Below are 11,691 nucleotides of genomic sequence, written 5' to 3'. Positions count from 1 at the left end.
GAAGGAAGAAGGAAGAAGGAAGAAGGAAGAAGGAAGAAGGAAGAAGGAAGAAGGAAGAAGGAAGAAGGAAGAAGGAAATATAGCCTTTCGAGCTCTCATATGAGGTACTCATGGGCATAGGGCTCCGTGGCCTCCGTGGCCTCCGTGGCCTCCGTGGGCATAGGGCATACCTCACTTTTTTGAGAACCGCTATAATAATTTGTCAGTAGTTAAGCACTAACAAATAACCACTAACCAATAACGACTAACCAATAACTATGGCAGAAATCTTGCAAATCTCACAATTAGGAAATCCCGTGCTGCGCCGCCGGTCGCAAGTTGTCGAGAATATTAAGGACGATCGCATTCAACAGTTGATTGACAGCTTAATCTTTACAGTACAGCAGGCAAACGGAGTGGGGATTGCCGCCCCTCAAGCGGCTCAGTCCGATCGCCTGTTCATCGTCGCATCGCGCCCCAACCTGCGCTATCCCCAAGCACCCAGCATGGAGCCCACAGCGATGATTAATCCCCGGATTGTGGCTAGCTCAACAGAGACAGTCAAAGACTGGGAAGGCTGTTTGAGCATTCCGGGGATTCGGGGATTGGTGCCGAGAAGTAGGGCGATCGAGATAGAATACACCAGTAGAGAGGGCAAACTCCAGCGACAAGAATTGACAGACTTTGTAGCGCGTATTTTTCAACACGAACACGACCATTTAGATGGAATCGTGTTTTTAGACAGAGTGGAAAGTACCCACGAACTGATGACAGAAGATGAGTACCAGCAGCAATTTGTCAAGCTACTTTAACCAAAAGCATCCAGCGTACAAGCCCCCGATTCATCTGCAGGGTCAATTCTTCAATTATCCAATCTAAAATCCCAAATCTCAAATCTCAAATCGATATATGAGTACCAAAAGCAAATTGTTAAGCTACTTTAACCAAAAGCATCCAGCGTACACGCCCCCGGATTCATCCGCAGGGTCAATTCTTCAATTATCCAATCTCAAATCCAAAATCTCAAATCTCAAATCGATAGATGAGTACCAAAAGCAAATTGTCAACCTGCTGTAGCCGCAAGCATTCAGGGTACAAAGCCCCCGGATTTATCCGCGGGCTCAATTCTACAATCTCAAATCCCAAATCTCAAATCTCAAATCGATTGACCGAAAACGAGTATCAGCAGCAATTTGTCAAGCTGCTCTGACAGTTTGTATAATTGTTATCAGTAATATTACAGATTTTGCACGCAGGAGGGCGAATGTCTATCAATTTGGAAAAAGGCGGGAGAATCAATCTATCGAAAGAAGCACCCGGGCTGAAAAATGCCGGGATTGGTTTGGGATGGGATATCAACGCTACAGACACGGGCGCAGCGTTTGACTTAGATGCTTCCGTGTTTATGTTGGGGGCTACTGGCAAAATTCCCGGCGAACAATACTTTGTTTTCTACAACAACAAGGAGTCGCCGGACAGTTCTGTAATACATCTGGGAGATAGCAGAACCGGAGAAGGATTTGGCGATGATGAAACCGTTACAGTCGATTTAACCAAAGTCGATCCGGCGGTGCAAGAAATTGTGTTTGTGGTAACTATCCACGAAGCAGAATCGAGAAGGCAAAACTTCGGTCAAGTGCGGAATGCTTTTATCAGGATTTACGACACTACTACTAACACAGAGGTAACTAAGTACGATTTGGACGAGGATTTTTCTAGGGAAACTGCGGTAGAGTTTGGCAGACTTTACAAGAAAGACGGCGAGTGGAGGTTCCAAGCTGTAGGTCAAGGCTATAATTCAGGCTTGCAGAGCTTTGTAGACAAGTATGCCTGATCGCCCGGGCGATCCTCAGCTAAATAAATCGAGGGGAAATTCGGAAGCAGGAATGTTTCCCTCGATTTTAAGCAATCAGACTCATGAGGTGATAAACCAGATGGGAATTCAATTAAAGAAGGGCGAAAGATTTAATCTTTCTAAAACATCCCCTAATTTAACAAAAGTTGCGATCGCCCTGGGGTGGGAAATAGCAACTGAACTAAGTTTATCTGACTCAAACCAGAAAAGCTGCGATATCGATGCCTCGGTTTTTGCGTTAGGTTCAGACGGCAAAATTCCCGATGAAAGATACTTTGTATTTTACAATAACTCGCAGTCGCCGGACGGAGCGATCGCCCATTCGGGAGATAATCAAACAGGTCAAACTCAAGGGGATGACGAGACAATTTATGTAGACTTAGAAAAAGTAACGGCTGCTGTTGAGGAAATGGTTTTTGTGGTCACGATTCACGACGCACACGCTAAACATCAAAATTTCAGCCAAATCAGAAATGCTTTTATCAGATTGTACGATCGCGAAACCGGCAGCGAACTAGCGCGGTATGATTTAACAGAAGCTTTTTCTGAAGAAACAGCAGTCGAATTTGGACGGTTGTATAAAAATGATGCAGCTTGGAGATTTCAGGCCGTAGGACAAGGATATAAAGCAGGGTTGCAGAGTTTTGTTGACAAGTATCATTCAGAGATGCAACAGCAACAAAAGCCAGCAGAACCTAGATTACCAGTTCTTGAAGATAGCAGCAAAAGTCAGAAAGCTATAGCATTAGACAAAAAGCTTCAGGAGAAAGCGCCGCACATTTTCAATCTCGCTAAAAAAGCCGATATCTCGCTCAAGAAAGCAAATCTAACAAATCACAATGCTCAAGTAGCGCTTTGCCTCGATATTTCTGCTTCTATGTCTTCCCTATACCGTTCAGGAAAAATTCAGCGTTTGGCAGAGAAGATTTTGGCTTTGGGATGTCGGTTTGATGACAACGCAGCCATCGAAATATTTCTGTTTGGAGTCAACGCCCACAATCCCGGTGAAATGTCGATCGACAATTTCTCAAACTTCATCCACTATATACTGCAACAGTATCCTTTAGAAGGAGGTACTTACTACGGTAAAGTGATGAAGGAAATTAGAAACTTCTATTTTCCTGACGCTCGCGGTAGCAGGCGCTACGCACCTATTAAAGCCGATAGACCTGTCTACGTGATGTTTGTAACTGATGGAGAAACTGCGGACGAATCGGAAAGCAAGCAGCAGCTACAATGGTCCTCCCGCGAGCCGATATTTTGGCAGTTTATGGCAATCGGCAAGTCGCAGAAAGATGTCAAAAGTAAGGGAGCTCGCGGGTGGTTAGCAAGAGCCGTAGCGAGCGATTTTAGCTTTTTAGAACAGCTTGACGAAATGGGCTCGCGCTATCTAGACAACGCCGATTTCTTCAGTTTAGAAGACCCGGAACATATTGCAGATGAGGAATTATACGATTTGTTGACAGCAGAATATCCGCATTGGGTAAAATCAGCGCGACTCAAAAATCTCTTACCCTAGAAACAGCTTTTGCAGCCAAATAAAAGGGTAGCTTAGGGCAATCATTCTACTTCACTAGGATTTACGCAACTGGCAGTATTAGTAACGTGCGTCAGACACCCACATTCTCGATAATCAGTCTAGAACTTCGCCTGACGCACCCTAAAAGTCGATCGCACCTGTGACACTTTGCCTTAGTCCCGTTCACTATAAACCTTACAAAATCACAAAAATATGGCTATCAACTTGACCAAAGGACAATCCATCGTTCTCAGCAAAAGCGAATACGACTTGTCCAGACTGACAATGGCTTTGGGCTGGGATGTAGCGAAAGTTAAAAAAAGTATTTTCGGCCGAAGCAGCGGTCCAAATTTTGACTTAGATTCCTACGCTATGCTGCTAGGAGAAAATGGCAAATTAAATAACTACAAAGAGGATGTAATTTATTACTCTAATTTGGAGTCAAAGGACAAAGCAGTTGTTCACTCAGGTGACAATCTCACGGGTGCGGGAGACGGAGACGACGAACAAATATTGGTGAAACTGAGCTCTTTGTCAGCACAATATCACAAAATAATTTTTGGAGTTAATATTTACAATGGCAAAGAGAGAAAACAGCATTTTGGCCTGGTAGAAAATGCTTTTGTGAGAGCTGTAGATGCGACAGGTAAAGAAATAGCTCGCTATCGCTTGTCAAATGACCCTTCTTATGAAGGAAAATTAAATATGTTGATGGGAGAAGTTTATCGAGAAGGCAGCGAGTGGAAATTTAAGGCTGTGGGAAATCCTTTGGCTGAAGATTTTAACGGTGTTGTCGGTTCGTTTATCCGGTGATATTAAAAATGTTTTTTTTACCGCAGATAAAGGCAGATAAACGCAGATAAATGCAGATGGAATTTCATCTGCGTTTATCTGTGTTAATCCGCTGATATCTGCGGTAAAAAAATCCCCATGTACTTATTAGACATCTGCAAAAAAGCTACTCCAATCAATCTTTAACAGGCCGCATTGTCGGGAACATTACCGCATCTCGGATGCTTTGAGTATTAGTTAAAAGCATCACCAATCTGTCTACACCGATACCCATTCCCGCACAATTAGGCATTCCCAAAGATAGCGCTTGAATAAAGTCTTCATCCATTGGATGCGCTTCATCATCGCCCGCATTTTTCTGTGCTAACTGTTCCTCAAACCGCTTTCTTTGCTCTTTCGGATCGTTCAATTCTGAGAATCCGTTCGAGTATTCTGTACCGTTGATAAACAGCTCGAAACGTTCTACAAATCCCGGCTTGCTGCGATGTCCTTTTGCTAAGGGACTGACTTCGACAGGATAGTCGATGATGAATGTAGGTTGAATTAGTTTGGGAACAACTAATTTGTCAAAAACCGCATACAGCACGTAGCCTAAACTCTGTTGTTCTAATTTAGACAGGTGCAATTCTAGTTTGGTTGCAGAGGCGATCGCACTTTCTAAGTCCAAACTGTCAAAATCCAGAGCAAACTCGTCTCTGACAGATTCTACCATCGTTTTCACTTGCCAGTGTTTGCCGCTGAAACCGGGATACTTTTCGCTGTAGTCGAACTTACGTTCTAAACTAATCCTTTCCCCCTGATTTTCAATTTCCTTGACATCCCCAAATACAGCCGCCGCCGCGAAACAAATCACATCTTCTACAACTCCTAAAATGTCGAAAACATCAGCATAAGCTTGGTAAACTTCTAAAGAGGTAAACTCGGGATTGTGCGTGCTATCAATGCCCTCATTTCTAAAGGCTTTTCCTAGTTCAAATACTCGCTCGAAACCGCCGCAAATTGCCCTTTTCAAGAACAGTTCGGGAGCGACTCGCAAATACAAATCCACTTCCAAAGCATTGTGGTGAGTGATGAATGGCTTAGCAGCAGCACCGCCATAAATAGCTTGCAGTGTCGGCGTTTCTATTTCGTAAAAATCGGCTTGCCAGAGATAGGAACGGATGCTTTGGACGATGCGGCTGCGCAGCATAAAACGGTTGAGCGCATCTTGGTTGCTTGCCAAATCCATTTCGCGGTGACGGCGGCAAACTTCGGGGTCGTTAATTCCGTAATAAGCATCGGGAAATTGAATGGTAGCTTTTGATAAAAGCTTTAATTCCCTCACTAAAATAGAAAGTTCTCCCCTGGGGGTGCGGCAGCCGATACCTTCGACGCCGACAAAATCGCCGATATCGAGCAATTTTTTAATTTGTTCAAAGCTCAAACCGACTTCGCCGGTGACGATTGCTTTCTCGATTTTGAGTTGAATCTTGTCTGTGGCGTCTTTTAAATCGATGAAACCAATTTTGCCGCTGTCTCGCTTGGAAGTGATGCGGCCGGCTAATCGCAGGGAAATTTCTTCGGGGTCACTTTCTCCGTTTTCGAGTTCTTTTCCCGGCTGACTAAATATTTCGCGAACAAGCTTGGCTGTGTGCGATCGCGCGTAGGATTGACTGGGATACGGTTCTATGCCTTGCGATCGCAGTTCGTCTACTTTTTTACTGCGGGCTTCGGCTTCACTCAGAGTCATTAGTTATTGCCTGATTAAAATTACAAATATCTGACATCTTGCACTATTCTGGCGATCGTGCGATCGGGTGGGCTAGAAGAGCCCAACCCCTACTCCCCGCAAGAAAATTCACTCTTTGTGGAACAGGCATCTTGCCTGTTCGCGATCGAGCTGCAAGATGTCAGAAACACCAAACTCTATCATAACAGGGTGGCTTTAAGAGCCAATTTGCCAAATAAGTAAGTTACACGCTCATGAGTACCGATCGCACACAGCCGCACTCGCCCCAGAAATATCTCCGATAACAATTTGCGATCGACTGCACAAAGCGGCCGAAACATTAAAAAATTAAGTTGTCTGTCGATCGCAACTGGTGAGATGATATGTAGTGCAGCCTCACGGCAGTTCCACAGAAACTGAACAGCAGAGACGATCGTCCTCGATCGAACTCGACTCATCGCACCTCTGTCAGAATCGACCACACACACTCTCTCTTACATATAAAAACCAGAATTATGGCTGTTGCAACCCAATCACTCGAAGAACTCTGCATCAACTCTATCCGCTTTCTGGCCATCGATGCGGTAGAAAAAGCAAAATCAGGACACCCGGGACTGCCAATGGGCGCTGCCCCTATGGCCTTCGTGCTGTGGGATCGGTTCATGCGGTTCAACCCCAAAAACCCCAAGTGGTTTAATCGCGATCGCTTCGTCCTCTCCGCCGGCCACGGCTGTATGCTGCAGTACGCCCTCCTGTACTTGACCGGCTACGATAGCGTCACCCTCGACGACATCAAGCAATTTCGCCAGTGGGAATCCAGAACCCCCGGACACCCCGAAAACTTCATGACCGAAGGCGTAGAAGTTACCACCGGCCCCCTGGGACAAGGAATTGCTAATGCCGTCGGTTTGGCAATGGCAGAAGCTCACCTCGCTGCTAAGTATAACAAGCCCGACCACACCATTGTTGACCACTACACCTATGTCATCATGGGTGACGGCTGCCACATGGAAGGCGTTTCTGGCGAAGCTTGTTCTTTGGCCGGACACCTCGGACTCGGCAAATTAATTGCCTTGTACGATGACAATCACATTTCTATTGAAGGCGACACAAGCTTGGCCTTTACTGAAGATGTCGGCAAGCGTTTTGAAGCTTACAACTGGCACGTTATTACAGTAGACAATACCGCTCTAGACGAAGATACTAACCTAGAAGCAGTTCACAAAGCTATTGAAGAAGCCAAAAAAGTCACGGACAAACCGTCCATGATTAAAGTCCGCACCATCATTGGTTACGGTTCTCCCAACAAGCGCAATTCTTACAGTGCTCACGGTGCTGCTTTGGGTAGCGATGAAGTGAAAGCAACTCGCGATTTCTTGAAGTGGGAACACGCACCGTTTGAGATTCCTGATGATGCTTTGTCACACTTCCGCAAAGCAGTCGATCGCGGTGCTCAAGCTGAGCAAGAATGGCACAAAGCTTTTGATGCTTATAAAGCAGCCTATCCTGCAGAAGCTGCAGAATATGAGCGCAGCGTTGCCGGCAAACTTCCTCAAGGTTGGGATCAAGTTTTGCCGACATACAAGCCGGAAGATAAGGCAGATTCGACTCGGAATCATTCTGGAAAATGTTTGAATGCTTTGGCAGGTGTCCTACCTGAATTGATCGGCGGTTCCGCTGACTTGGCATCTTCTAACATGACTTTGCTCAAGGGTGAAAAAGACTTCCAAAAAGGTCAGTACGAAGGACGTAACTTGCGGTTTGGTGTGCGGGAACACGGCATGGGTGCGATCGCCAACGGTATGGTCCTGCACGGCGGTTTAATTCCTTACTGCGCAACCTTCTTGGTATTTGCTGACTATATGCGGGGAGCAATTCGCCTCTCTGCACTCTCGGAAGCTGGAGTTATTTATGTAATGACTCACGACTCCGTAGCCTTGGGCGAAGACGGCCCGACTCACCAACCAGTTGAAACTTTAGCTTCTCTGCGCGTAATTCCCGATTTGTTGGTAATGCGCCCAGCAGACGGTAACGAAACATCCGGCGCTTACAAAGTGGCAGTTGAAAGCCGCACCCGCCCAACTTTAATGGCTCTGTCGCGCCAAAACTTGCCCAATTTGGCTGGAAGCTCGATCGAAGGAACAGCCAAAGGCGCTTACATTTTGTCCGACGACGGCGGCACTCCCGACATCATTTTAATCGGCACCGGCGGCGAAACATACCTCTGCGTTGATGCCGCTGAAAAATTGCGCGCCGCAGGCAATAAAGTGCGGGTAGTTTCGATGCCTTGCTGGGAATTGTTCGACTTACAAGATGCCGCTTACCGCGAATCTGTACTGCCAAAAGCTGTTACTAAGCGGTTGGCAGTTGAAGCAGCTTGTAGCTTCGGCTGGGGACGTTATTTGGGTTCCGAAGGCGACAGCATCAGCATCGACCGATTCGGCGCTTCTGCACCGGGCCCAGTTGCTTTAGAAAAGTTTGGCTACACCGTTGATAATGTGGTAGCTAAGGCTCAGGGGCTGTTGGGTTAATAGCAGCAGCATAATTTTTGGTGGGGCGGGCTTCAGGCTCGCCCCATTTTTTATAGAAGAAGGAAGAATGGAGGCAACGGATTCGCTTTCTGAGGATGTAACGGATATAACGGATGGATGAAAGAAGGCTTTAGTTATCGAGGAGAGAAGGCTTTAGTTATCTAGAAGATAAAGAAGAAGGAAGGAAAAGCTAAAATCTCAAATCTCAAATCGGAATATTGGGTTTCACTTCGTTCTACCCAACCTAGAGCTCGCTACAGGTCGCGAATCATTGAGAATTGCTATATTAATAGTTACGGAAGAAAAGCCAGTTTCTAGGACAATAGTCGGTTTGGCAACGAGGCATCTACCCAGAAACCGAGTTTTTAGCCCCCGGTGCGTCCAAGACTGTATATTTCAAAAATTTGAGAGAGGTTATAAGTAATTGGGTTAAATTACCAATTACTTACCAATTACTAATTACGACTTCTCGATTACCCATTCCTGATTACCCATTCCATTTATGATGATTTGGAACTTTTTAAATCACCTGTTATTCACCGGAAATTATATTCCTCACGGCTACTGTTACCTTTGGCAGCGAGAGCTACTCGCGCTCCACATAGTGTCAGACTCTATCATTGCCATGGCGTACTATTCAATACCGCTCTCCCTAATTTATTTTATGCGTCAGCGAAAAGACTTGCCCTTTCGCAACATCTTTTGGCTGTTTGCAGCCTTTATTATCTCCTGCGGCACTACTCATATAATGGAAGTTTGGACGCTTTGGCATCCTGTTTATTGGGTTTCTGGCAGTCTGAAAATTATTACCGCCGCGATTTCTGCCTACACCGCTTTTGCATTAATTCCTTTAGTTCCCCAAGCATTAACTCTCCTCAGTCCAACTCAATTAGGGATGATCGATTCAATACTGCAAAAAGAAATCCTTGAACGCCGAAAAACGGAAGCTCGCTATCAAACTTTAACTGAAGCTTCGCCGGTGGGAATATTTTATGCAGATGCTGTTGGAGACTGCTTGTACGTCAACGAGCGCTGGTGTCAAATTTCGGGAATTACCTGCAATGAAGCTTTGGGCAAAGGGTGGTTGCAAGGCATTCATCCAGACGACCGCGAGCGGGTTTTTACTGAATGGTATAGCCCCGCGCCGGAGAAATTGCAGTTTAAATCTGAGTACCGCTTTCAGGGCATTAATCAAACTCAAATCTGTTGGGTATTCGGTCAAGCTGTCGGTCAAATCGGAGAAAATGGGGAGGTTAAAAGTTATGTGTGTACTATTACTGATATTACAGAACGCAAGCAGGTAGAAGAGGAAAATCGACGGCTCAATGAAACTCTGGAGCATCGAGTTGCTGAGCGCACTGCTCAAATTGAAATTTCTAACCACAAATTGCAAAAAGAAATAGCATACCGCGAAAAAATTGCGATCGCTTTGTTGGAATTGACGCAACTGCAAAATGCAATTCTTAATAGCGCTAAATACACAATTATTTCTACAGAGCCCGACGGTACAATTAAAACATTTAATCGGGCGGCAGAGGAACTTTTAGGTTATTCGCGAGAAGACGTGGTGGGGAAAGTCACGGTAGAAATAATTCACGATTCTCTGGAGGTCGCTAAAAGAGCTGAAGTTCTTTCTCAAGAATTGGGAGTGAAAATAGAGCCGGGAATTGAAGCCTTTGTTGCCTTGCCGCGCCGGAAAATCGCTGACGAAAATGAATGGACTTACATTCGCAAAGATGGTTCGCGGTTTCCGGTACTGCTGTCGGTGACTGCCTTATTTGACAGCAACGGAAATATTAACGGTTTTTTGGGTATCGGCCAGGATATTAGCGATCGCAAACAAGCTAAAAAAGAGCTGCGCGACCTCACCAATGCCTTGCAAAATGCGGTGGAAGGGATTTCGCGGCTGGACATTGATGGACGCTACATGAAGGTTAACCGAGCTTACGCTCATAAATGCGGTTACGAACCGGAAGAAATGCTTGGCATGAAATGGCAGTACACCGTACATCCGAGCGATGTTGAGATGATGATCTCAGCTTATCAGGAAATGCTAATTTCTGGCCAAGTAGAAGTTGAAGCTAGAGGCGTGCGGAAAAATGGGTCGTTTTTTTACAAGCAATTAACGATGGTAAAAGCTTGCGACGCACAAGGCATATTTAACGGCCACCACTGTTTTATGAAAGATATCACTGAGCGCAAACTAACGGAAACAGCTTTGCAGGAAAGCGAATTTAAGTACAGGCAAATAGTTGAATTAGCAGAAGAAGGTATTTGGGTAATTGACAGCAATAGCCTCACGACTTACGTGAACCACGCAATGGCGCGAATGCTCGGCTATAGTGAATTAGAAATGTTCGGGCGGTCGATTTTTGATTTTATGGACGAACAGCAAAAACCACAAGCTCTTGATAATTTCCAGCGGCGCAAGCAAGGTATTGGTGAACAACACGAATTTAAATTCAAAAGCAAGGACGGCAAAGATATTTGGACTGATATGTCTACCAGTCCAGTCATGGACTCTCAGGGTAATCTGCTATCTTGTTGCGCCTTGGTTTACAACATTACAGCCCGCAAAGAAGCAGAGCAGCAAATGCTGCAACTTACAGAGGATTTGAAGCGTTCCAACGAGGAATTAGAACAATTTGCTTATGTAGCTTCCCACGATTTGCAAGAACCGCTCCGAGCCATTACCAGTTACACTCAATTGCTGGCCCAGCGCTATCAAGGAAATTTGGACGATCGCGCAGATAAGTATATTAATTATATTGTCGATGGCGCCACCAGAATGCAGCAGTTAATTAACGATTTGTTGGCGTATTCGCGCCTGGGAACCAGGGGTCAGGAGTTTGAGCCGGCGGACTGCAAGGCTGCTGTGCAGCAAAGTTTGTGTAATTTGCAAATTGCGATCGCCGAAAAGAAAGCTGTCATCACCTGCGACGCGATGCCAACCGTGATGGCGGATGAATTTCAACTGGTGCAATTATTCCAAAATTTGATCGCCAACAGCATCAAATTTTGCCGCCAAGATATCCCCTTGATTCATATCGCTGCCTGCAGGCAAGAGAGCGAATGGGTGTTGAGCGTCCGCGATAACGGCATTGGCATCGATCCGGAGTATGCCGATCGCATTTTCATCATTTTTCAACGCCTGCACGGACGCCGCCAATATTCCGGCACAGGCATAGGTTTGGCAATGTGCAAGCGAATTGTTGAACGCCACGGCGGGCGCATCTGGGTGGAATCTCAGGAGGGAAAAGGAGCGACTTTTTACTTCACTATTCCTATAATTAGTACCTGAAGCCTC

8 protein-coding genes are annotated in these 11,691 nt (G+C 45.7%); 6 read left to right on the top strand and 2 right to left on the bottom strand.

Annotation, left to right across the window (positions count from 1 at the left end):
- Positions 1-257 precede the first annotated feature (257 nt).
- The 4 genes from def (at position 258) to QUB61_RS28630 (ending at position 4,166) form a co-directional block, all read left to right on the top strand.
- Positions 258-791: a peptide deformylase gene (def, locus tag QUB61_RS28645; protein WP_333133366.1), complete on the top strand. Its 534-nt coding sequence runs from the start codon at positions 258-260 to the stop codon at positions 789-791.
- A 452-nt stretch (positions 792-1,243) separates the two neighbouring features.
- Entirely contained in the window at positions 1,244-1,813 is a 570-nt protein-coding gene (locus QUB61_RS28640; protein WP_333133365.1) for a TerD family protein, read from the top strand.
- Positions 1,806-3,353 (top strand): TerD family protein, encoded by a 1,548-nt coding sequence (locus tag QUB61_RS28635; RefSeq protein ID WP_333133364.1) that lies wholly within the window; start codon positions 1,806-1,808, stop codon positions 3,351-3,353. Before QUB61_RS28640 ends, QUB61_RS28635 begins: the two co-directional genes overlap by 8 nt.
- A 213-nt stretch (positions 3,354-3,566) precedes the next feature.
- Complete coding sequence (locus QUB61_RS28630) at positions 3,567-4,166, top strand: TerD family protein (RefSeq protein WP_333133363.1); 600 nt, start codon at positions 3,567-3,569, stop codon at positions 4,164-4,166.
- 154 nt (positions 4,167-4,320) lie between these two features.
- Here QUB61_RS28630 and lysS read toward each other — a convergent pair whose 3' ends face one another.
- Both lysS and QUB61_RS28620 read right to left on the bottom strand, forming a co-directional pair.
- Complete coding sequence (lysS, locus tag QUB61_RS28625; RefSeq protein ID WP_333133362.1) at positions 4,321-5,874, bottom strand: lysine--tRNA ligase; 1,554 nt, start codon at positions 5,872-5,874, stop codon at positions 4,321-4,323.
- Between the two features lie 179 nt (positions 5,875-6,053).
- Positions 6,054-6,335, bottom strand: a complete 282-nt coding sequence (locus QUB61_RS28620) for a hypothetical protein (RefSeq protein ID WP_333133361.1) — start codon at positions 6,333-6,335, stop codon at positions 6,054-6,056.
- Between the two features lie 33 nt (positions 6,336-6,368).
- Here QUB61_RS28620 and tkt point away from each other — a divergent pair, with 33 nt between their 5' ends.
- The gene (gene tkt, locus QUB61_RS28615; RefSeq protein WP_333133360.1) at positions 6,369-8,384 is read left to right on the top strand and encodes a transketolase; all 2,016 of its coding nucleotides are present in this window, start codon (positions 6,369-6,371) and stop codon (positions 8,382-8,384) included.
- Between the two features lie 502 nt (positions 8,385-8,886).
- On the top strand, positions 8,887-11,685 hold the full coding sequence (locus QUB61_RS28610) for a PAS domain-containing sensor histidine kinase (protein ID WP_445300626.1): 2,799 nt from the start codon (positions 8,887-8,889) through the stop codon (positions 11,683-11,685).
- The last annotated feature ends 6 nt before the right edge of the window (positions 11,686-11,691 follow it).

This window comes from Microcoleus sp. C2D2, from assembly GCF_036702495.1.
GTDB lineage: Bacteria > Cyanobacteriota > Cyanobacteriia > Cyanobacteriales > Microcoleaceae > Microcoleus.
This window is presented reverse-complemented; position numbering and strand designations above follow the sequence as displayed.